15 protein-coding genes are annotated in these 22,339 nt (G+C 60.4%); 9 read left to right on the forward strand and 6 right to left on the reverse strand.

All coding sequences use genetic code 11. The annotated features are described in order from the left end of the window. Positions 1–32 precede the first annotated feature (32 nt). The gene (locus INS80_RS04630; RefSeq protein ID WP_439650954.1) at positions 33–3,029 is read right to left on the reverse strand and encodes an ABC transporter transmembrane domain-containing protein; all 2,997 of its coding nucleotides are present in this window, start codon (positions 3,027–3,029) and stop codon (positions 33–35) included. A 176-nt stretch (positions 3,030–3,205) separates the two neighbouring features. Here INS80_RS04630 and INS80_RS04635 point away from each other — a divergent pair, with 176 nt between their 5' ends. Then, entirely contained in the window at positions 3,206–3,616 is a 411-nt protein-coding gene (locus INS80_RS04635) for a DUF3307 domain-containing protein (protein WP_192967185.1), read from the forward strand. Between the two features lie 10 nt (positions 3,617–3,626). Here the strand turns inward: INS80_RS04635 and INS80_RS04640 are convergent, their stop codons facing one another. After that, a complete protein-coding gene (locus INS80_RS04640; RefSeq protein WP_192964510.1) occupies positions 3,627–4,085 on the reverse strand; it encodes an Lrp/AsnC family transcriptional regulator in 459 nt (152 codons plus the stop codon). A gap of 143 nt (positions 4,086–4,228) precedes the next feature. On the opposite strand from INS80_RS04640, the gene INS80_RS04645 reads away from it, so the two are divergent. The 3 genes from INS80_RS04645 to INS80_RS04655 all read left to right on the forward strand — a co-directional run bounded on the left by INS80_RS04645 (position 4,229) and on the right by INS80_RS04655 (position 10,124). Continuing rightward, positions 4,229–7,651, forward strand: a complete 3,423-nt coding sequence (locus INS80_RS04645; RefSeq protein WP_192964511.1) for an indolepyruvate ferredoxin oxidoreductase family protein — start codon at positions 4,229–4,231, stop codon at positions 7,649–7,651. Positions 7,652–7,918: 267 nt separating this feature from the next. Continuing rightward, the gene (locus INS80_RS04650; protein ID WP_226892561.1) at positions 7,919–9,658 is read left to right on the forward strand and encodes a CHASE domain-containing protein; all 1,740 of its coding nucleotides are present in this window, start codon (positions 7,919–7,921) and stop codon (positions 9,656–9,658) included. Positions 9,659–9,680: 22 nt separating this feature from the next. Next, the gene (locus INS80_RS04655) at positions 9,681–10,124 is read left to right on the forward strand and encodes a response regulator (RefSeq protein ID WP_226892562.1); all 444 of its coding nucleotides are present in this window, start codon (positions 9,681–9,683) and stop codon (positions 10,122–10,124) included. A 48-nt stretch (positions 10,125–10,172) separates the two neighbouring features. Here INS80_RS04655 and INS80_RS04660 read toward each other — a convergent pair whose 3' ends face one another. From INS80_RS04660 to INS80_RS04670, 3 genes are all read right to left on the reverse strand, one after another. Then, positions 10,173–10,838, reverse strand: coding sequence for a TetR/AcrR family transcriptional regulator (locus INS80_RS04660; protein WP_192964513.1), 666 nt, complete (start codon positions 10,836–10,838; stop codon positions 10,173–10,175). Between the two features lie 233 nt (positions 10,839–11,071). Then, a complete protein-coding gene (locus INS80_RS04665; protein WP_192964514.1) occupies positions 11,072–11,701 on the reverse strand; it encodes a glutathione S-transferase family protein in 630 nt (209 codons plus the stop codon). Between the two features lie 78 nt (positions 11,702–11,779). Further along, positions 11,780–12,274: a class I SAM-dependent methyltransferase gene (locus INS80_RS04670; protein ID WP_192964515.1), complete on the reverse strand. Its 495-nt coding sequence runs from the start codon at positions 12,272–12,274 to the stop codon at positions 11,780–11,782. Positions 12,275–12,541: 267 nt separating this feature from the next. On the opposite strand from INS80_RS04670, the gene INS80_RS04675 reads away from it, so the two are divergent. Genes INS80_RS04675 through INS80_RS04695 form a run of 5 tightly spaced genes read left to right on the forward strand, consistent with a single transcriptional unit; the run spans position 12,542 to position 19,781 of the window. After that, complete coding sequence (locus tag INS80_RS04675; RefSeq protein WP_192964516.1) at positions 12,542–14,314, forward strand: ABC transporter ATP-binding protein; 1,773 nt, start codon at positions 12,542–12,544, stop codon at positions 14,312–14,314. 46 nt (positions 14,315–14,360) lie between these two features. Then, positions 14,361–16,256, forward strand: coding sequence for an ABC transporter substrate-binding protein (locus INS80_RS04680; protein WP_192967187.1), 1,896 nt, complete (start codon positions 14,361–14,363; stop codon positions 16,254–16,256). After that, the gene (locus INS80_RS04685) at positions 16,256–17,284 is read left to right on the forward strand and encodes an ABC transporter permease (RefSeq protein ID WP_192964517.1); all 1,029 of its coding nucleotides are present in this window, start codon (positions 16,256–16,258) and stop codon (positions 17,282–17,284) included. Before INS80_RS04680 ends, INS80_RS04685 begins: the two co-directional genes overlap by 1 nt. Next, positions 17,281–18,438: an ABC transporter permease gene (locus INS80_RS04690; RefSeq protein ID WP_192964518.1), complete on the forward strand. Its 1,158-nt coding sequence runs from the start codon at positions 17,281–17,283 to the stop codon at positions 18,436–18,438. The genes INS80_RS04685 and INS80_RS04690 overlap by 4 nt, the downstream gene beginning before the upstream one ends. After that, positions 18,435–19,781 carry a CoA transferase gene (locus INS80_RS04695; RefSeq protein WP_192964519.1) on the forward strand — a complete coding sequence of 449 codons (1,347 nt, stop codon included), beginning with the start codon at positions 18,435–18,437 and terminating at the stop codon, positions 19,779–19,781. Before INS80_RS04690 ends, INS80_RS04695 begins: the two co-directional genes overlap by 4 nt. Before the next feature lie 103 nt (positions 19,782–19,884). Here INS80_RS04695 and INS80_RS04700 read toward each other — a convergent pair whose 3' ends face one another. Further along, the gene (locus INS80_RS04700; RefSeq protein ID WP_192964520.1) at positions 19,885–22,278 is read right to left on the reverse strand and encodes a mechanosensitive ion channel family protein; all 2,394 of its coding nucleotides are present in this window, start codon (positions 22,276–22,278) and stop codon (positions 19,885–19,887) included. Positions 22,279–22,339 lie beyond the last annotated feature (61 nt).

Consider the following 22,339-nt stretch of genomic DNA (forward strand, 5'->3'; position numbering starts at 1 on the left):
TTGTGTTGCCGCTCGCGAGCGGATTTGCAAGGTCAGCTCGAGACATAGCCCGCGACAACCTGCAGCAATTTGAAGGCCGTCGCCGCATCATTCTCCACAACGGCCAAGAACTCCTCTTCACCGATACGAAGGCAGGTCAGATCAGTCTGCGCCACCATGCTCAGCGCGCGCGGCTCCTTGCGGATCAGACCCAGCTCTCCGACGAGGCGACCAGGCCCGACCTTGGCAATCAGCCGGTCTTCCTGGCCCTCCTGTGGCAGGAAAAGGCCCGCCTCTCCTTCGGTGATCATATAGGCGCCGTCACTGGCATCGTCGTCCTTGAGGAACACCACATCGCCTGCCTTGGCATCATACCAGCGTGCCCCAAACGCCAGAAGGCGCAGCTGGCGGCGATTGAGACCTGAAAACAGCTCGGACTGTTCCAGTGCCCTGAGTTTGCGCGCCAGATCCTGGCTCGCGGCACTGTCGGCAACAGCCGCCTCTTGTGTCTCATCGCTGACCAGCCGTCCCTGACGCAGTTGATAGAAAACATCAAAGACTTCGGAGCGCTCGAAATCGGTATCGAGATAGACCAAGGTCGTATCCGGCAACAGCTTGCGCAGGTTCTTGTGAACCGAAATCCGCGTCTCAAGGTCGTAGCTCGAAAGGGCTGACTCCAGAATCAGGATATCGGGCCGCTTGATCGTGGCCCTCGCAAAGGCCAGCGGTTCGGCAAAACTGGCCGGTAATCCCTGACCGCCCAGCGCAACGGGCAGGTCGAAGATCAACTCGATCACCATGTTGCGGGCCCCGTTCTCCACCAGCACATCGGAAACCAGCTTGCGCAGCTCATCACCGCGCGCCCCTGAGCTATCGGAGATTTTCCCGAACAGCGCGTTCTCAAGAACCGTCAGGCCGGGGGCAAAGGCAGACTGATCGAGCGGCACAAAGATATCTTCGAGCGTACCAAGCAGCTCATCCGCGTGGCTTCGGCGGAACTGCAGGATGCGCTCCTTCATCTCGTCGCTGAACGCGGGGCCGATCTGCTCCGCCGAAATGCTGAAGGGCACGATCAGCATCTGCGCCAGCTCGTCCTGCTCCAGCGCTTCGGCTCCCTTGCTGCGGGTCTTGTCCACCAAAGACAAAGCGGTTTCATACGCCGAAGTCTCCAGCCCCAACTTGCGGAACAAAGGATGGCCAGTGCCGTCGATACCAAAGATCTGACGCAGCATATCCACGACATCCTGCGTCAATGTCACCAGATCGCGATCCAGCTGCAGCTCCTTGAGGCGATCAAGGAAGTTCACGTGCCGCTTGAGGACCTCTTCGGTGATCGGCTCGCGTAGGGTGGCATAAAGCAGATTCTCAACCACCGGCAGCGCCGGGTTATAGGCTTTCGGATCGAAAACATGCGCCTGCGCGGTCAGGCCGGCCTTTTCCACCGCCGCCTGAACCTTGGGACGCAGGTCAATAAGCGTCTTGGTCAGCCGCGGATGCACTGCACTGTCGAACTTCTGATCCATGCCACGGCGGAACAGGGCCGTGTCGGTTCCGATGCCAGATACCAGCTGAACCCACCAGTCACGCAGTTCTGCCTCGGTCGAAAATCCGGCCAGAGAGGGGTCCAGCCAAGGCGCATCAAAGGGATCAGCACTGTTTCCCGCCCGCAATGCAGCCGTGAACTGCAACATGTCCTGCGCCTCACCCTGTGGGCGCTGACGCATCGGCATCATCACGTTGTCCCCGAACGAGCCACGGAACAGGACCGGACGAGAGGTCGCGTGACCAATACGGGAGGCCACAACAGCCTGATGCACCTCGCGCAGATCGTGCCCCGCGACGGTTACAGTACCAGCCGTTGGCAGGACTTCGCGCGTCAGCAACTCGGCGAGGGCGCGCCGGTCTTCTTCCGACGGGGCGGCAATGCCGATCACCTGCCCTGCGGGCAGTTTCGCGCTCAGATCTTCCAGCACCAGGTTGCCGTCAGCATCGCGCACGTTAACCTCGGACAGCTCGATATCGCCTGTCAGGCGCGGAATCTCATCCGGCTCTCCTGTCATCAGCTTTTCATCGACCATGCCAGGCGGCGCAAAACGCTCGAGGATCACCTCCCAGCGCAGGGACATGTCCTGGGTCTGGTTGTAATAGGCAAGCAGCTCTTTCCAGGGCGAGGCAATGTCCTTGTAGGCCGCAAGCGCTGCCACCAGCGCCCCGAGCGACACCTTGCCCTCCAGCACCAGATAGCCGCCGACTGCGTAAAAGAAGAAAGGCGTCAGTTGAGTGATGAAGTTGTTGAGAAACTTCATGAAAAACTTTTTCTGGTAGATATCGAAGCGGATATCGTACAGCCGCCCCAACCGCGCGGTGATCACAGCCATCCGGTAGCGCCAGCCGCCGTTGATGCGCAAGGTCGCCGCGCCCGCGGCGCTTTCCCCGATTTCCGAGGCGAGCGCCCGCACCTCCTTGATGCGCTCCTTGTTCAGAAGGTTGATCCGCCTCTGCAGCATCGGAATCAGCCACCCCTGCAGTGGGATCAGCGCCACGGCGGCCAGCCCGAACCAGAAGCTTTGCATGAACAAGAAATAGAGGATCGTCAGCATCTGCCCAGCCTGCAAGACAGGTTGACTGACAGCGTCGCCCATCAATCCGCCCATCGGTTCGGACTCTGACGTCACCATGGAGACCAACTCTCCCTGGCTGACCCTTTCGAAATAGGGCTGCGGGAAACGCAGCACGCGGGCAATCAGTTGGTAGCGGAAACGCCGCAGCATCCTCTCGGCCAGAACGCCCTTCATCGTGTTGATGCGCATCTTCAGCAGACCATGCATCAGAACCGAAATCAGGAAAGCACCGCAGAGAAGCCACAGGAAGGTCAGCTGATCGAAGGAATATCCCAGGATGTCTATGGTATCAGTCTGAGCACCGATGGCATCGTTGATGATCCGCTTCGGCAGCTCCAGCGTCAGGTATAGCAGCGGGAACAGGCAGGCTGTGACCACCAAGAGAACAAGCTGATCACGTTTGGAGTACTTCCAGATAAAACGAAACAGCGACCGTTCTATGAGACAGCTCCGGCTTGGCGTCTGAAATCGATACCCTATGCCTAGCGCGGTTTGCCTGTTGCAGGCAATGGCAAGAACACATTCCAGCACGCAGACCTGTCGTTACGGAACAGGGCGACGCACCATTTGCCATGACGCAAAAAACACGTAAGCTTCCGCTCAATATGTTTAATCAGGGGATCGCCTTGCCGGAAACAACCGGAGCCTTGCTGTTGCTGCTTTGCCTAATGCAGGTCAAACACATGTTTGCGGATTTCTATCTGCAGACACCCAAGATGCTGTCCGGACGTGGAGAGTACTTTCACAGCGGCCGCGCCCAACATGCGGGCGTTCATGTGATAGGCTCGATCTTGGTCTTTGTCGCAATGGGAAGCCCGGTCGCGTTCATCCTTGTGATCTGCGCCCTCGAATGGATCGTTCACTTCAACATCGATTACTGCAAAGCGCGCTACTCTGACAGCAAGCAACTGACGCCCCAACAAGCCGTGTTCTGGCGCGCGGTGGGCACAGACCAGGCGCTGCACCAGCTTACCTATATCGCCATGGCCGCGGCGTGGATGAAATACGCCGCCTGAATTCCGTGTCTCAGGGCATCACGGGCCTGTCGCGCTTGATCGTGCGCAAAACCACGTTGGTCTGTGCGCTGGCCACGGCTGGCAGGCGGAACAGGAACTCCTCAAGGAACCGATTATAGGCATCAAGATCCGGCGCCAGAACCCGCAGGTGATAGTCGGACTGGCCCGTTGTGGCATAACACTCCTGCACCAGCGTATTCGTCTCGACCGCGCGGATGAATTCCTTCAGCTTTTCCGGCTCGTGGCGCGTCAGTTGCACATGCACCATGGCGTGAAATTCAAGCCCCATGGCCTTGGCGTTGACCACCGCGCCATAGCGTTCGATCACGCCCGCCTCCTCCAAGGCTCGCACCCGCCGCCACAAAGCGGAGGGAGACATGCCCACTGCCTCGGCCAGGTCGGCGTTCGAGACGCGCGAATCCTCCTGCAAGAGCGTCAGAATACGGCGATCCCTATCATCCAGCTGCATGGCACCGGCACTCCTCACCGCCAAATGGTCGTTTTGTGAGTAAATTACCCACAAAATGCAAAATTACCAGTATATCCGGCAAAAATTTCCACCAAAGGTGGATTATCCTGTCGCGATAAGGATCACCCGCGCGAGGAAACCCCATGACCGAGCTGAGCCACGAGTTTCGCAGCTACCAGTTGGATGACCGCTATGAGATGACCAAGGGCCGCGTCTTTCTGACCGGCACCCAGGCGCTGGCGCGCGTGATGCTGGACCAGGCGCGCCGGGATCGTGACGCGGGCCTCAACACCGCCGGGTTCGTCTCGGGCTATCGCGGCTCACCGCTGGGCGGGGTGGACCTCGAATTCTGGCGCTCGCGCAAGCGGATGGAGGAGGCCAAGGTCAAGTTCATGCCCGCCGTGAACGAGGATCTGGGCGCCACCGCCGTTCTGGGCGCGCAGCAGGCTATCCTGGACCCCCATTGCGAGGTCGAGGGCGTCTTTTCCATGTGGTACGGCAAGGGGCCGGGGGTGGATCGTTCGGGCGATGCGCTAAAGCACGGCAACGCCTATGGATCGTCCGAAAAGGGTGGCGTTCTGGTGGTTGCGGGCGACGACCACGGCTGCGTCAGCTCGTCGATGCCGCACCAGTCGGACGTCGCTTTCATGGCCTGGTTCATGCCGGTTCTGAACCCGGCGGATGTTTCCGAATTCCTGACATTTGGAGAATACGGCTTTGCCCTGTCCCGCTATTCCGGCACCTGGGTTGGCTTCAAGGCAGTGTCGGAAACCGTTGAAAGCGCGCGTTCGGTCGAATTGCAACCGGATCGCGAATTTGTCCTGCCCGAGCTGCCACCCTACCCCGGCGGGCTGCATATTCGCCGCGCCGACCTGCCTTCACCTGAAATAGAGACCCGCATCCAGGCCAAGATCAAGGCGGTGCGCGCCTTTGCAGAAGCCAACCCGATCGACCGCCGCATCTATGACGTCGAGGACGCCAAGTTCGGTTTCGTGACCACCGGCAAGGGGCATCTCGACCTGATGGAGGCGCTGCGCCTCTTGGGTCTGGACGAGGCCGCCTGCCGCCGTCTGGGTATCGATATCTACAAGGTCGGCATGGTCTGGCCGCTGGCCCGCCCCGAGGCGCTGCGCTTTGTGAACGGCAAGGAAGAAGTGCTGGTCGTCGAGGAAAAACGCGGCATCATCGAAAGCCAGTTCAAGGAGTATTTTTACGACTGGCCCGGCGACAAACCCAAGAAGATGGTCGGCAAATACGACAGCCAAGGCGAGCCGCTGATCCCCTGGACCGGGGAACTCAGCCCGCTGATGCTGGCGCCCATCGTGGCCGCGCGGCTTGATGCCTTCTTCCCGGAAGAAAACCTGCCCGCAAAGGCCGCCGCGCTGACAGCCCAGCCGCCAAAGCTGATCAATGTGCCCGGCGCCACCCGCACGCCTTATTTCTGCTCGGGCTGCCCGCATAACACCTCGACCAAGCTGCCCGAAGGCTCCAAGGCTTTCTCCGGCATCGGCTGTCACGTCATGGCCAGCTGGATGGATCGCGACACCGCCGGATACGCCCAGATGGGCGGCGAAGGTGTGCCCTGGGCGGTCGCCTCGCAGTTCAACGGGAACAAGCACGTGTTCCAGAACCTGGGCGAAGGCACCTGGTATCATTCCGGCAGTCTGGCGATCCGGCAGGCGGTCGCGGCGAAAACCAACATCACCTACAAGATCCTCTATAACGACGCGGTTGCCATGACCGGCGGTCAGCCGGTGGACGGGCCGGTCAGTGTCTCGGGCATTGCCCAGACCTGCCGCGCCGAAGGGGTGGAGCGTATCGCCCTCGTGTCCGACGACATTGCCAAGTTCAACCGTGCCGATTTCCCTGCCGGAACCTCATTCCACGACCGGGGAGACATGGACACCGTTCAGCGCGAATTGCGCGAAATCCCCGGTGTCACGGTGCTGATCTATGAACAGACCTGCGCCACCGAAAAACGCCGCCGACGCAAGCGCGGCAAGATGGAAGATCCGAAGAAATTCGCCTTCATCAACGACCTGGTCTGCGAAGGCTGCGGCGATTGTTCCGTGGAATCCAACTGCCTCAGCGTGGAGCCGAAAGAGACCCCATTTGGCCGCAAGCGCAAGATCAACCTCTCGTCCTGCAACAAGGATTTCTCCTGCCTCAACGGCTTTTGCCCCAGCTTTGTCACCGTTGAGGGTGGCGAGCGGCGCAAGAAGCAGCCTGCCGGTCTCGATGCAGACCAGCTGGCCGCCCGCCTGCCTGCCCCGGACCTTCCCTCCCTCGCCGAGCCGTTCGATCTGCTCGTCACCGGGGTGGGCGGCACTGGCGTTGTAACCGTGGGCGCGCTGATCACCATGGCCGCCCATTTGGAAGGTAAGGGGTCAAGCGTGCTGGATTTCACCGGCTTTGCGCAGAAGTTCGGCACCGTTCTCAGCTACATTCGCCTGTCGAACACGCCTGAAACGCTGAACCAGGTGCGTATCGATCAAGCCGCCGCAGATGCGGTGATTGGCTGCGATGTGGTGGTGTCTTCGGCGCCCAAGGCCTCGGCCCACTACCGGGCTGGCACCAAGGTGGTACTGAACCGCGCCGAAATGCCCACGGGCGATCTGGTGCTGCGCCGCGACGCCGACCTGATGGCCGGCCTTCGCGAACAGGAAATCGCCAATGTGGTCGGCGCCGAGAACCTGTCGGGCTTCAACGCCAACGAGGCGGCAGAAGCGCTGCTGGGTGACGCGGTGCTGGCCAACGTGATGATGCTGGGCTTTGCCTGGCAAAAGGGGCTGGTGCCGGTCAGCGGAGCGGCATTGTCCCAAGCCATCGAGCTGAACGGCGTGGCCATCGACAAGAACCGCCTCGCCTTTGCCATTGGGCGCGCCATCGCAGTGGACCCCGGCCTTGTCAGCCAATTCTACGACGAGACCCCGGAAGACAGTGAAACACTGGAGCAGATGATCGAGCGCCGCGCCACCTTCCTCACCGAGTATCAGGACAAGGCCTATGCGGCCCGCTATCGCGCCACGCTGGACCGGCTGCGCGGCGCCCTGCCCGCAGATGTGCAGGACGATCTTGTGACGCGCGCCGCGAAATCCCTGTTCAAACTGATGGCCTACAAGGATGAATTCGAAGTTGCGCGCCTTTTGACCGCTGACAGCTTCAAGGATCAGATCGCGGCGGAATTCGATGGCGACTATTCGGTCAAATACCACTTGGCGCCGCCTCTGCTGGCACGCGGCAAGGACAGCCGAGGGCGCCCCAAGAAAAGCGTCTTTGGCCCCTGGCTGCGCCCAGCGCTGTCGGTTCTGGCCAAGGCCAAGGGCCTGCGCGGCAGTGCTCTCAACCCCTTTGGATATCACGAAGAAGCACGCCTGCACCGCGATCTTCTGACCTGGTATGAAAACGCTCTCCACAAGATCGCAACCAGCTATTCGGCGCAAAGCCACGAAGACTGCGCCAAGGTGCTGTCGGCTCCGATTGAAATTCGCGGCTACGGCCCGGTCCGTCTTGACGCCGCCAAGACGGTGCGCGCCGAGGCCGAAAAGCGGCTGGCGCGTATCTGACCGTTTTTCACGTGTTGCAGAGTCATACCTGAAGGAGGAGCGCGCCTAAGGTCCGCTCCTTATGCGACTTGCACGCATTTCACTTTTTTGCGTTGCATTTTCGCTTTTTTGGCTTGCTTTGCCTTTCTGTCCCAGCCCAACGTCTCTACTTAACAGGATGTTAAACTCCACAGGAATAGGCTGACTTGGCGTTTAAAAACTTGGAGCAGAGCGCGGCCGATGGAAACCCTTCCAAAGAAAAAAACCGCGCATGGAAGAATCTCTGCGATGCATGTCATCGTGGTGACCCTGTCCATCATGATGACAGTCGGAGTTTGGCTGTTCTCGGAACGCCAGATCGAGACACGGATAAAATCGCGATTTGAGTTGAGCCGGGATCGGGCACTGGACCTGATCGTTGACCGAATGGGGCAATATGAGGACGCCCTGTGGGCGGGGGTCTCTGCCGTCGAGTCCCATGGCGGCGACATGAGTCTCGAGGAATGGCGGATCTTTGCCAACACGTTGCGGATCGAAGAAAAATATCCCGGCATCAACGGCATCGGTATTATTCATTACCTCAACCAAGAAGACATCCCAAGTTACATGGAACAGCGTCTGCGAGAGCGCGAAAGCTACCGTGTACATCCGCCTCACGACGAGGAGATCCAGATGCCGATCTCCTTTATCGAACCGGAAGCCGTGAACGCTGCGGCGGTCGGCCTTGACGTTGCTCACGAGCAGAACCGGCGCATGGCAGCACTGGCGAGCCGAGACACCGGCGAAAGCCAGATCACTGGCCCGATTGTCTTGGTTCAGGACGAGGGAAGTACACCAGGCTTTCTTTTCTATGCCCCCTACTACGAAGGCGGCCCTCGCGATACGGTCGCCGAACGGCGGGAAAGCATCCTGGGTATCGTCTACGCGCCCTTTGTCGTACGCAAGCTCATGGAGGGCCTTCTGGCCAAGGACTTGCGTGAGGTCCGGTTCAGTATTCGGGACGGGGATGAGCTGATCTATGACGAGCACTCTGCTGACGATGGCCTGAACGACCCTGACCCGATGCATTCAGAGACTGTAGAGCTTAATCTCTATGGGCGTGTCTGGACGCTGGACATGCGTACGAACCTAGCCTTTCGCGCAAACAACACCTTTGCCCAACCGACCGTCATCCTACTTGCTGGCCTGTTGATCGAAGCTCTGATCATTTCGCTGCTGGTGATGATGTCGCGGGCCAACCGACAGGCTATCGCCTATGCAGACAAGGTCACGGCAGAGCTGCGCGCGGAACGAAACAAACTGGAAGAGACCAACGCACGATTGATCAAGTCCAACGATGAGCTTGAACAGTTCGCCTACGTCACATCGCATGACCTGAAAACGCCAGTCCGCGGGATCGGCAGCCTGACGGAGATGGTGAAAGAGGACCTGGAAGACTACTTGGCTAGTCCCGATGCCAACCCCGATGTACAGAACAACCTTGATCATATCATTGAACGGGTTGGCCGAATGAACGCTTTGATCGGTGGGATCCTGGAGTTCTCGAGGGTCGGCAGGCGCGTCCCAAGCGAGGCTGCTCTGGATCTTGAAAAGATCATCGAAGATCTCCGCTCGGACCTGAGCCTACGCAAGGAACAGTTGATATTGACCGGTAGCGCCGATACCGTGTCCTACGACAGCCAGATGTTTCGCAGTGTGCTGGAGAATCTGGTCAGCAACGCCGTGCGCTACCACCCCGAAGAAAGCAAAGCTGAGATCATCGTAAAAGTTGAAATGCTTGATGATCGATACCGTGTCGCAGTCAGTGACAATGGCAAGGGAATTGATCCTAGGTACCACTCAAAGATTTTTGGTGTATTCCAGACCCTGCGCGAAGCGGGTACACCGGAAAGCACTGGAGTCGGGCTGGCAATCGTGAAGAAAGCCGTGGAACAGCACGGTTTTTCTGTATCGGTTGACTCGTCACCCGGCAGCGGAACCGTGTTTCGATTTGACTGGCCGAAGCAGGCCCGCAACAATAGCAACTAAAGGTTCGTAGAAGGCCGCCTGAATGCCGAATGAAATGAATATCCTTCTGGTAGAGGATAGCGATCTGGACGCCATGATCCTAGAACGCACACTGAAGCGTATGGATCTGCCTGCCTCGATCGTACGCGCCCGCGATGGTATCGAGGCCCTGCAAATCCTCGAAGGTGAAGCTCCGAACGCTTTGACCGACGGTCCCTTTTTCATTCTTCTCGATATCAACATGCCCCGCATGAACGGTCACGACTTCCTACAGGCTCTGCGCTCCAACGAGTCGATATCGGATCATCTGGTTTTCATGTTCACCACCTCGGACAATCCGACGGATGTCTCGCTCGCCTACAAACGGAATGTGAGCGGGTATTTCGTGAAACCTCAGGGCTCTGCCGAGTTGAAAAACGTGCTCACATCGCTGCACAAGTTCTGGGAAATCTGCATTCCCCCGATCCCCTCTGCCCAGAGAGCCTGACTTCCTGCAATAGGGCCGTGCGCGCCGCGCGATGGAGCGCCCGTATGCCTAGACATCCCAGAACCGCTTCGTGTAATGCACGAATTCTTCCAGCTCGTCTTCACGCGGCTCGCGGCCAGTGAAGACGCGAAGGTATTGCGGCGTCATCTTCAGCCGGTGTTCATAGCTCTCGTTCGGCTCGGCCATATCGTATCCAAGCTGCATGTAATAGAGCACCTTGGCCCGCGTCTGGGCCTCCAGTTCGGGGTAGTCAAACCGCTCGAACATTTCGCTCAGGGCCGCGACCCTGCGCGCATCAGACCGGTCCAAGAGGCTTCGCACCTTTCCCGAGCGGCGCGCCCAGTCGCGAACCGCAAAATCGAGCGCCGTATTGAACAGGTCTGGGTCGGCAATACAGTGAAAGACATTCAGAACGGCGCCGGTGATCGTCTTTGCCGGGGCTTCAGCCTGCGCGACCATTGCGGCGGTATTGGTTTGCTCCCACGACGTCAACAGCGCATCCAGCAGATCCTGGCGCGATTTGAAATACCAGTAGAAGGAAGAGCGTGACACGCCCATCCGCTCCGCCAGCGCCAGCACCTTGACCCGCTCCACCCCATCACTGATCAGCACATCCATTGCCACATTCAGCCAATCCGCTCGGGTGACTTTGACGTTCCCCGTCAAAGGCTCGGCTGTGGGATCATCCCGGTGAAGGATCGGTTTTGTGGGCATGTGCGGAACACCTCGTGACATTCGCCAAAACGGCGTGCGAAATATCCTGCGGCGGTGCGCGCCCCTTGTCCACCGCATTTGGCGCCGTCCACCATTTGCTTTGGTCTCGGGGAGCGATTGCATGTAATAACAACAGGTCTTGGCCCGCTGGGCAGGTCGACCTGCTCTTTCGTGACATCCCTGCGATGCAACATCGCCCCGACCACCATTAGGCCGAGCCAGCAAAGTCCGGTCTACACCTGCGAACTTGGCCGTTCCCTGATCGCCGCTTGCCAGGCCAGGGTGGCGCCGTTGGCTTCGGGCACCCGCATCTGGATCACGCGGGCAAAGTCCACAAAGACGAAGGCCGAGATATCCGCCAGGGTGAAATGATCGGTTGCAAGGAATGGGCTTTCCTTCAACCGTTCCTCCAGAAGGTCAAAGAACCGCGCAGTTCGGGACTTGCCGCGTTCCGCCAGCGCCGGGATCTGCGCATAGTGATCCGGGCCGGGAATGGCGCGGTTCTGGAACGCGGGGTGCGTATTGCGCAGCGCCTCGGCAATCGGCGCGCCGCCATGCTGTTCGACGATGGAATTCCACATCAGAACCAGCCCCTTTTCATCCGGGTTCCGCCCCATCAGGGGCGGTTCGGGATAGGCGGCTTCCAGATAGGCGGCAATGCCCAGGTTCTCGGTCAGCACGCTGCCCGCGTCGGTGACCAGCACCGGGATCGTTGCGCGTGGGTTCACCTCCAGAAAGGCTGGATCCAGCTGTTCTCCCTTGGCGATGGATATATCATGGGTTTCGGGGTTCAGACCCTTTTCGGCAATGAACATGCGCGCCCGGCGCGGATTGGGCGCGGTAGAGCAATCGTAGAAAATCATGGCAGCCTCCCTCAAGCTGCCCCCAGCCTAGGGGCGGGAGGTCAGGTCAGGCCAGCATGACGGCGCGTCGCGGACGGTTCAGGCGTCGCGGCGATAAATGAAGCAGCGCCCCTCGACCGCGCCTTCGGGCAGCGGCATCTCCCGCAGCGCCTCGAAATACATCCGGTCCGAAGACACCATCAGACCGCCCACTGCCAGCAAAGGTTCGATCAGAGGCGACACCAGCCGGGCAAAGGCATCGTTTTTTTCGCGATTGTGCCCGCCAAGATCCGCATGGATCAAACTGGCCGTCGCGCCGAACCGGTCCAGCGCTGCGGGGAGCGTTTCGCGCACATCCCCGAGAATCGTCAACTCTTCGGGCGGGGTGCTGTCGGGGTGCGAGGCAACGGCGCGTTCAAAGACGTAGATGTCGCGCCCCGAGATGTTGTGCTTCATGTGATGATAGGTGCGCCCATTGCCGAGGCCCAACTCGAACACAGGCCCGCCCATGTTCGACGTTTCGGAAATCGCATGATCGAGGCAGGCCCGCTGAGACACCATGCGGTCGATGAATAGGTCCAGACGGGTGCTCATGATGAGGTCTCCTTACCGTACATGACCGCGAAGCGGCCCATTTTCTGCAGATGTGTCAGAGTTTTCTGCAAATGTGTAGAGATTACAGAAAAGTGAGCGCCAATCCCGTCGGCGCGACGCTCCGACGCGTCATAAATCCCGCACCTTGTGACGCTATTGGCGATTGGGGGTTTGACTAGAGCGCATGGCCCGCGCGATGGTGGGGAAAAAGTGGGACACAGGAAGATAATGACGCGATATCGCCGGATCAAGAGCGGGGGCCACTGAATGACTCCCCTGCTGTCAGTCGAGGGCCTCAGCATCGGCTTTGGCCGGGATGAACCCGTTGTGCGTGACGTCAGCTTTGATGTCGCGCCCGGCGGCACTCTGGCTCTGGTGGGCGAAAGCGGCTCGGGCAAGACGATCACCTGCCGTGCCGCCCTGCGCATCCTGCCGCGCGCCGCGCAGATCCGGTCTGGCAAGATCACCCTCAACGGCGGCAAGGCGCCCCTGGACCTTCTATCACTGTCGGAACGGCAGATGCGCAACGTCCGCGGAAATCGAATCGCGATGATCTTTCAGGAACCGATGCGGTCCCTGTCGCCGCTGCATAGGATCGGCAATCAGGTCTCTGAGGTTTTGTGGTTGCATGGTCGCAAAAGCGAGGCAGAGGCGCGCAAGGAAGTGCTGGAATGTTTCGAGCGTGTCGGCTTCCCGGAACCCGAGCGCACCTACAATTCCTACCCGTTCGAACTGTCCGGCGGCATGCGCCAGCGGGCCATGATCGCCATGGCGATGGTGGCAAAACCCGACCTTCTGATCGCGGATGAGCCGACAACCGCACTGGATGTGACAACACAGGCGCAGGTTCTGGGGTTGATGAAGGAACTCCAGCGCGACACCGGCATGGCGATGATCCTGGTTACCCACGATCTGGGCGTGGTGGCAAACATGGCCGAGGATGTCGTGGTAATGCACAAGGGCCGCGTGATGGAGGCGGGCCCCGCAGCGCCGCTCCTGTCCGATCCGGCCCATGCCTACACCCGCGCGCTGATCGAGGCCGCCCCCAAGATCCCCGCCGCAACAGAACCCGTACCGCCCGAGCCCAAGGAGGATCTGATCCTCGAGCTGAAATCGGTTTCCAAGACCTACACCTTACGTGCCGGAAAAGGCTGGGCGCCGCCCACCTATATTCACGCCTGCCGCGGCGTGGACTTCAAACTGCCACGCGGCAAGACGCTGGCCATCGTCGGCGAAAGCGGCTCGGGCAAGACCACAGCAGCGCGGATCGCGCTGGGGGCCGAGCCTCCCGATCCTGGTGGTGAGGTTTTGTTCCGCCCGGATCCTGACGGCGAAACTGTCAAGGTGCACCAGATGGACCGGGCCGCCCGCACCGCCTTTCAGCGCGAGGCGCAGATGGTGTTTCAGGACCCCTATTCCTCGCTCAGTCCGCGGATGCGGATCCTTGACACGATGGTTGAGCCGCTCGAAATCCACCGCATTGGCACCCCATCCGAACGCCGGGACAGGGCCGCGAAGATGCTGCAGACCGTGGGTCTGGGGCCGGAGATGCTGCAACGCTACCCCCATGCCTTTTCCGGCGGGCAACGCCAGCGCCTGTCGATCGCCCGCGCCCTGATGCTGGATCCCGCGCTCATCGTCTGTGACGAGCCGACCTCGGCGCTGGACGTGTCCGTGCAGGAACAGATCCTGCGCCTGCTGGAAGAGATCCAGGAACAGCAGGGGCTGTCCTATCTCTTTATCAGCCACGATCTGGCCGTGGTGGCGCGGATCGCCGACGAGGTGGCCGTGATGCGGCGGGGATTGATCGTCGAACAGGCCCCGCCCGAAACCCTGTTTCACAATCCCCAGCACCCCTACACCAAGGCGCTGATCGCGGCGCAGCCCGAACCTGACATAGCCCGCCCGATCAATCTGGATCTGGTGGCACAGGGGGCCGGCGCGCCGGACAGCTGGCCGGAACACTTCAGATTTACAGGTTCCGAAGCGCCGCCACTGGTGCTTTTGGAACCCGGACACAAGGTACGTTGTCATGTTTGATGCAAAGAAAGCCGTTTTGCGAACCGCTCCGAAAACCCTGTTGGCCATGGCCTTTGCAGCCGCTCTGACGCCGTTTGCGGCGCTGGCAGAGGCACTGCCGCCGCTGACCGAAAGCACCTTCTGGAAACAGGAGGTGGATGCCGGTGACCTGCCCCCAGTGGCCGAGCGTATTCCCGATGCTCCGCTTGTGATCGATCTGGCGGCCAAGGGGCGCGCATTCGGCGTGCAGGGCGGCGCGCTCAACACCATGGTGACCCGCTCAAAAGACATCCGGCAGATGGTCGTCTACGGCTATGCCCGCCTTGTCGGTTACGATGCGGACTACAAACTGCAGGCCGACATCCTGAAGGCCTACGAGGTCGAGGACAACAAGTGCTTTACGCTGCATCTGCGACCGGGGCATCGCTGGTCGGATGGATCTCCGTTTACCTCGGCCGATTTCAGGTACTGGTGGAAGGATGTGGCGAACCATCCGCTCCTCAGCCCCTCTGGACCTCCAGATTTTTTGCGCGTCGAGGGAGAATTGCCCGAGGTTTCCTTCCCGGATGAGACCACCGTGGTCTTTGAGTGGAGCCACCCCAACCCCGGCTTCTTGCACCATCTGGCGCAGGCGCGCCCACCCTTCATCTACCGTCCGGCAGCCTATCTGAAACAGTTCCACGCGGATTATGCGGACCCTGAATCACTGGCCGAAGAGGTGGATTATGCACGCGTCAAAAGCTGGGCAGCGCTGCACAACAAATACGACAACATGTACAAGTTCGACAATTTCGAACTGCCCACCCTGCAGCCCTGGATGAACGCCACTGCCGGCAAGAAGATCCGCCAGATCTTTGTACGCAACCCCTATTATCACCGCATCGACTCAAAGGGTGTGCAACTGCCCTATATCGATACTGTCGAGATGGAGATCGTCTCGGGCGGGCTGGTGGCCGCCAAGTCCAACGCCAGCGAAGCCGATCTGCAGGCGCGTGGTCTGGGCTTTCGTGACATCCCGATCCTGCGCAAGGGCGAGGCCGATGGTGGCACCTACAAGACCTACCTCTGGGGCACCGGCACCGCATCGCAGATCGCTATCTATCCGAACCTCAACGTGAACGATCCGGTCTGGCGCGCCGTTCTGCGCGATGTGCGCGTGCGCCGTGCCCTGTCGCTGGCCATCAACCGCGCGGCTGTCAACAAAGCGCTCTATTTCAAACTCGCCAAGCCCGGTGCCATGACCGTGCTTGAGCAAAGCCCGTTTTTCGATCCGGCCCTGCGCGAGGCCTGGGCTCAGTTCGATCCGGATCTGGCCAACAAACTCCTCGATGAGGCGGGCCTAACGGAAAAGGACGGCTATGGCATCCGCAAGTTGCCCGATGGGCGCCCGATGGAGTTGATTGTCGAGACCGCAGGCGAGCGGCAGGAGGTCGAGAACGCCTTGCAGATCATCACCGACGACTGGCGTGACGTGGGTGTTAAACTGGTGATGCGCCCGCTCGATCGTGACATTCTGCGCAACCGGGTCTTTTCGGGCACGACGGCGGCCTCGGTCTGGTATGGCTGGGACAATGGCATCCCGCAGCCCTATACATCGCCCGCCTATCTGGCGCCCACCGATCAGGTCTTCCTGGCCTGGCCCAAATGGGGACAGTACCACCAGACGGGCGGCGAAGCCGGGGAAGCACCCGACATGGAACCTGCCAAGCGCCTGCTGGAGCTGCTGCATGACTGGGAAATCGCCACCACGGACGAGGAGCGTACCGCCGCCTGGCGCGCTATGCTGAAGATCCACGCAGATCAGGTCTATGGCATCGGTCTGGTCGCAGGGGCACCACAGCCTGTGGTGGTGTCGAACCGACTGCGCAACGTGCCCGAGCGTGGCATCTGGGCCTGGGATCCCGGCGCTCATTTCGGCGTGCACCGCATGGACGAGTTTTTCTTTGAGGACGGCCAAGGCTGATGGAGATCCTACGATTCGCCATCTACCGCTTTGGCACCATGCTGCTCACGCTGTGGGTGGTGTCGGTGCTGGTCTTTGTCATCATCAACCTGCCCCCCGGCGACTATCTGTCCAACCAGATCGCCGAACTGCGCGCCAGCGGTCAGACGGCCGGGGTGGAAAAGGCTGAGTTCCTACGGCGCGAATATGCGCTCGATAAGCCTCTTTGGCAGCAGTATTTCATCTGGGTCGGCTTCCTGCCGGGACCACACGGGTTCTCGGGCCTGATCCAGGGAAATTTCGGCTGGTCCTTCGAATTCGATCGCCCCGTTGCAGAAATCGTCGGCGACAGCCTTTGGTTGACCGTGCTAGTGAATCTGGCCGCCGTGCTGTTCGTCTATCTCGTTGCCCTGCCGCTGGGGGTTCTGGCGGCCGCACGTTCGCGCACCTGGGTGGATTACACCTCGGCCTTTGTCGGCTACATGGGTCTTGCCACGCCAAACTTCCTCTTGGCGCTGATCCTCTTCTACTACGGCCACCGCTGGTTTGATCTGCCCATCGGCGGGCTGATGGACCCGGTTTACGAGGGTGAGCCGATGAGCTGGGACAAGGTGAAATCGATCCTCATTCACCTGATCGTGCCCACATTCGTGATCGGCACCTCCGGCGCTTCGGCGATGATGCAGCGCCTGCGCGCCAATATGCTCGATGAATTGGGCAAACCTTATGTGGAAACCGCCATCGCCAAGGGTATGGCCCCCTCGCGCATGTTGGCGAAATACCCTTTGCGCGTCGCCTTCAATCCCTTTGTGGCCGACATCGGCAACCTGCTGCCGTCAATGGTATCGGGTTCGGTTCTGGTTTCGGTCGTTCTGGGACTGCAAACAATCGGCCCGGACCTGCTGCAGGCGCTGAAATCGCAGGACATGTTCCTGTCGGCCTTCATCCTGATGTTCGTTGCCCTTCTAACGCTGATCGGCACAATGATTTCCGACGTGCTGCTGGTCCTTCTGGATCCGCGCATCCGCTACGAGGGACGTGACGCATGAGCCAGCTTCCCGATGGTCGCTACGTCGACGACGCCCCCTACGATCCCGAGCAATCCATCCGCGAGCTGGAGCGCAAAGATCTGGACGCCCCCAACTGGGTGCTGATCTGGCGCAAGTTCAAGACCCACCGGCTGGGCCTCATTTCCGGCGCGTTTTTGTTGTTCTGTTACCTGATGCTGCCCTTCGTCGGCTTCATCGCGCCTTATGGGCCGAACCAGCGCCATAGCGAGCATCTCTATTCGCCGCCACAGAACATCAACTTCTTCCATGAGGGCGAATTCCTTGGTCCGTTCATCTATCCGATGACATCCGAGGCCAATATGGAAACCTTCCAGTGGGAGTTCAAACCGGACTACGACAATCCGCAGCCGCTGAAATTCTTCTGCGAGGGCAGCCCCTACCAGATTGCCGGGCTGATCCCCGCGAATACGCATCTGATCTGTGCGCCCAGCGCCGATATGCCGTTCTTCCTGTGGGGATCAGACCGGCTGGGTCGTGACGTCTTCAGCCGCATTCTTTATGGCGCGCAACTGTCGCTCACTGTGGGTCTGATCGGCATCACCGTATCCTTCGTTCTGGGCATCTTTTTCGGCTCTGTCGCAGGTTATTTCGGGGGGCGGATTGACTGGGTGATCAACCGCGTGATCGAGATCCTGCGTAGCCTGCCAGAGCTGCCCCTTTGGTTGGCGCTTTCGGCCGCCGTACCCTCGAACTGGTCGCCGGTGGCGGTTTTCTTCATCATTTCGGTGATCCTTGGCATCCTGGATTGGCCGGGACTTGCACGATCAGTACGTGCCAAGTTCCTGTCGCTGCGCGAAGAGGAATACGTGCGCGCCGCCGAGATGATGGGCGCCACATCGGGCCGGGTGATCCGCAAGCATCTGTTGCCGAATTTCATGAGCCACCTGATCGCCTCGGCCACGCTGTCGATCCCGGCGATGATCCTCGGGGAAACCGCACTGTCCTTTCTCGGGCTTGGCCTGCGTGCGCCTGCGGTCAGCTGGGGCGTGATGCTGAACGATGCGCAGAACCTCGCCAATATCGAGATCTACTGGTGGACCGCCATTCCGATGCTACCTATCGTCGTGGTGGTACTGGCCTTCAACTTCCTTGGCGATGGGCTGCGTGACAGTTTGGACCCCTACCAGCAATGACCCTGATTTCCGCCCTGCCCGATCCCGCCAGCTACAGTATCACTGGCAGCGGGGTCTGGCCTTCGGCCTTTGCGGTGACCGAGCTGGCCAATGCCAGCGTCGCCGCCGTCGGGGTCGAGCTGGCCCACTTCATGAAGGCCGCGGACCTCGCGGACACGCCGCCTGCGGTAACCGTGGATCAACGGCTTGCCTCGCTCTGGTTCGGCTACAGTTTTCGCGCCAAAGGCTGGGAAATGCCCTCTCTCTGGGATCCCATTGCAGGCGACTACCCTTGCGCCGACGGCTGGATTCGCCTGCACACCAACCTGCCGCACCACCGCGCCGCTGCCCTTGCTGCACTTGGCTGTGCAGGCACGCCCGAAGCCGTGCGTGCGGCTGTTGCCACCTGGTCAGGAGATGATCTGGAGCGCGCGATCGTCACGGCTGGGGGCGTGGCGGCAACCATGCGCAGCCGAGATCTATGGCAGTCGCATCCACAAGGCATGGCCGTTTCCTCCGAGCCGCTGGTGCAGTGGACCGCGCCGCGCGATGTTCGTCCGCGTGCCCTCCCGAATGCGACCGAGGCACGGCCATTGGCGGGGCTCAAGGTGCTGGATCTCACCCGCGTTCTGGCCGGACCGATTGCCACACGTACCCTGGCGGGCTTCGGCGCCGAGGTGCTGCGGATCGACCCACCCGGCTGGGACGAACCCGGCGTGATCCCCGATATCTCTCTGGGCAAGCGCATGGCCATGCTCGACCTCAAAAGCCCAAAAGACCGCAACCGGTTCGAAGCGCTCCTTGCCGGGGCCGATGTGCTGGTCCACGGCTATCGCCCCGGTGCCCTCAAGGATCTGGGATACGGCCAGCAGATGCGTGACCAGCTTGCCCCGAACAGGGTGGAAGTCACGCTCAATGCCTATGGCTGGACAGGTCCCTGGGCACGGCGGCGCGGCTTTGACAGCTTGGTTCAGATGAGTGCCGGCATCGCCGATACGGGCCGCGCCTGGGCCAAAGCGGACAAGCCGACACCCCTGCCGGTGCAGGCACTGGATCATGCCACGGGCTACCTGATGGCCGCTGCCGTCCTGTCGGCCCTGCGAGAGGCGATTCAGCACGGCAAGACGCCCCAGGCGCGCCTGTCGCTTGCCCGCACAGCCGAGCTTCTGGCCAGCCTGCGCCCCTCGGCAACCGGAGCACAGATCACGAAAGCTGAGGATGCGGACTACGCCCCCGCCATCGAAAGTTCTAGCTGGGGATCAGGATTGCGGCTTAAACCGCCCCTCGCGCTTGCGGCAACGCAAATGCGCTGGGATCTGCCTGCCTCAAAGACCGGTTTCTCCCCCGCACAGTGGACGGCCTGACCCCTTTGCGCCCGGCCCAACGCCAAACGGAGCCCGCTTGTGCGGTCCGGCGCGAGGCGGGTGCGGACATGCACTCAACTGCCGCCAGCGCCCCCTTCCGCGCTTAACGGTCGTCGCTTGGCCCCCCGTTGACGTCCAGCAGATCCTCGTCGATCGCCGCCTGTACTGCGCCTGTCACAGCTTCTTTTTTCTGCGGCGTCATGCCGTCCGCCTGATCCTCAGCAAGTCGCACCGTTACTTCACGGTGTGCGAACTTGATGCCTTCACGTTCGAACAGCTGGCGGATTTCTTCGTAGACCTTCTTGCGCACCAGCCATTGATCGCCGGGTTTGGTCATAAACTTGACCCGGATGATCATCGCCGAATCCTGCATCTCGATCACACCCTGCGACTTCAGCGGCTGGATGAAATTGTCGCCGATCACCGGATCGCTGAGCAACTGCTGGCCCAGCTTCTTGATCAGCTTGCGCACTTTTTCCACGTCGGTGTCATAGGTCACGCGCAGGGGCAGTTTCATCATTACCCAGTCGCGCGAATAGTTGGTCAACACCCGGATTTCGCCAAAAGGGATCGTGTGCAGCGCACCCAGATGATGGCGCAGCTGGAAGGACCGGACCGAGATCTTCTCGACCGTGCCCTTCACATCGCCGATGTCGATGTATTCGCCCTTGCGGAAAGCATCATCAACCAGAAAGAAAGCCCCCGAGAAAATGTCGCGCACAAGCGCCTGTGAGCCGAAACCCACCGCCAAACCAACGACACCGGCACCAGCAAACAGGGGGCTCACGTTTATGCCCAGTTCCAACAATACGATCAGAATGATCGAGACCAGCACCACCGCCAGGATGGCGCCCCGGAACAATGGCAGGAGTGTTGCAAGGCGGCTGGCACCGCCTGCGCCGCCCTCATCGCCGAGCTCTGCCTCCGTCTGATCGCCCACCTCCTCATCGATCTTTCCATCGATCCAGATCCGGGCGACATTGTAGACAATGTATCCGATGAAGAGGATCACCACGATATCGTAGAACCGGTCGATGGCGGAATCCTCGATCCAATCGATATCCGGATTCCAGACATAGAACAGAGCCACCGCCCCCATCACAAAGGCCAGAATGCCTGCAACCCGCCGCGCGAGGTCTTCAAAGGTGGCGATGGGGTGGCGCCTCAGGACCGGGGCAGCCATCTCTTCTGCCTCTTCCTGCCCCTCGCCTTCCTCGCCATCGCCGACTTCAGCGCTGCTTTGCTGGGGCAGGCCCCGCCTGCTCGCATAGACTTCGATCCCGTAGTTGATGACACCGTAGACCACCAGGATTGAGGTCAAGACCAGATAAGTGCCCATCATCAACGGAATGGACATCTCCCGCTCCAGAACCAGATCAAATGCCAGTTGCAACCACCCAAAGGCGATATAGGCCGCAACGGCCGGAGCCCAGGCCACAGAAAGGACGCGGAGCAGCCAGGAGCATTCCTCCGCCGGACGCCCTGCGCGGATTGCGCTGGTGATGGCGCGGGCGTTGAAGGCCACCAGTGCCAGATTCCCCACCACGCCCAACAGCGCCAGCCCACCATAGACCACCGCATAGACGTTGTAATTGAGGCCAAAGTCCCCCACCCATGACGCGAAGATCAGCGTCGCAATGTCATAGGTGGCCAGTACTGACGCCCATATATAGAGCCGCTTGGCATCCCGGTCCGAAAACACCGGTATCCGATACTGGCTAAGGTAGGGCGACAACACCATGCGCCAGAGATCGGAAATGGTCCGCGACAGGAAGAAGGCCGTGTAAATGGCCAGAACCGTAAACCGGATCGAGGCATCGCCGGACGAGCCGAATATCAGGAAAGAGGCCAGAAGCGCGACGACCATTGCAAAGATCGTTCCGCCGATGCCCATGAGAAACCGAAACACCAGAAACGGCATCTTTTCCCTGTAGCCTTGCGGCTGCTCTTTGGAGCGGGCGACCACATAGTGCACCGCAAACCGCTTTCCGTAGATCTCACCGGCCAGCCAGCGCCCAAGCAGCAGGAACAGAAGGCTCCAGAACAGAAGCTCCACATAAGTCATGATTCGCCCGTCCGGGCTGGTCTGACGCAGGATGTATTTCATCTCGAAGATGGAATAAGGCAATGCTTCCAGTCTGCTGCGCAGCTCATCTCGGAAGATATCCATCTCCGACTGGGCCTTCATCAACATCGAGGCGCCTTCCATCTTGTCAGATGCCGCACCCGCCTTGTCTGGACCACCCGCGCCATCCAGGCGGGTGCCACTGCCATCCACGATGATCACCCCAACGCCTTTTTCCGCCGCCAGTTCTATTGCCCGCGCAAAGGGATCTTTCTCATCCGCCGCGCTGGTATCTGGGGTGGCCTGACTGCTCGCCTGTCCATAGAGCAGTGTTTGCGCCTGCGAGGCGCCCGGGACCAAGACCCAGATCGAAAAGAAAAACGCCAAGGCGGGGACAACTCGGCCGAACAGGCGAAGAGTGCGCAAAATCATGATAGGAAGATCCTCGTAAATCTGCCCCGAAGGTTAGCCAGCCCCCACCAAAGGTGCAATT

This window comes from Phycobacter azelaicus (assembly GCF_014884385.1).
GTDB classification, from domain to species: Bacteria; Pseudomonadota; Alphaproteobacteria; order Rhodobacterales; family Rhodobacteraceae; genus Phycobacter; species Phycobacter azelaicus.

Bases quoted from the DNA above. Each gene is read 5' to 3' on its own strand.
- INS80_RS04635 (WP_192967185.1), top strand. From the start codon at position 3,206: ATGTTTAATCAGGGGATCGCCTTGCCGGAAACAACCGGAGCCTTGCTG.
- INS80_RS04640 (WP_192964510.1), bottom strand. From the start codon at position 4,085: ATGCAGCTGGATGATAGGGATCGCCGTATTCTGACGCTCTTGCAGGAG.
- INS80_RS04645 (WP_192964511.1), top strand. From the start codon at position 4,229: ATGACCGAGCTGAGCCACGAGTTTCGCAGCTACCAGTTGGATGACCGC.
- INS80_RS04650 (WP_226892561.1), top strand. From the start codon at position 7,919: ATGCATGTCATCGTGGTGACCCTGTCCATCATGATGACAGTCGGAGTT.
- INS80_RS04655 (WP_226892562.1), top strand. From the start codon at position 9,681: ATGCCGAATGAAATGAATATCCTTCTGGTAGAGGATAGCGATCTGGAC.
- INS80_RS04660 (WP_192964513.1), bottom strand. From the start codon at position 10,838: ATGCCCACAAAACCGATCCTTCACCGGGATGATCCCACAGCCGAGCCT.
- INS80_RS04665 (WP_192964514.1), bottom strand. From the start codon at position 11,701: ATGATTTTCTACGATTGCTCTACCGCGCCCAATCCGCGCCGGGCGCGC.
- INS80_RS04670 (WP_192964515.1), bottom strand. From the start codon at position 12,274: ATGAGCACCCGTCTGGACCTATTCATCGACCGCATGGTGTCTCAGCGG.
- INS80_RS04675 (WP_192964516.1), top strand. From the start codon at position 12,542: ATGACTCCCCTGCTGTCAGTCGAGGGCCTCAGCATCGGCTTTGGCCGG.
- INS80_RS04680 (WP_192967187.1), top strand. From the start codon at position 14,361: ATGGCCTTTGCAGCCGCTCTGACGCCGTTTGCGGCGCTGGCAGAGGCA.
- INS80_RS04685 (WP_192964517.1), top strand. From the start codon at position 16,256: ATGGAGATCCTACGATTCGCCATCTACCGCTTTGGCACCATGCTGCTC.
- INS80_RS04690 (WP_192964518.1), top strand. From the start codon at position 17,281: ATGAGCCAGCTTCCCGATGGTCGCTACGTCGACGACGCCCCCTACGAT.
- INS80_RS04695 (WP_192964519.1), top strand. From the start codon at position 18,435: ATGACCCTGATTTCCGCCCTGCCCGATCCCGCCAGCTACAGTATCACT.
- INS80_RS04700 (WP_192964520.1), bottom strand. From the start codon at position 22,278: ATGATTTTGCGCACTCTTCGCCTGTTCGGCCGAGTTGTCCCCGCCTTG.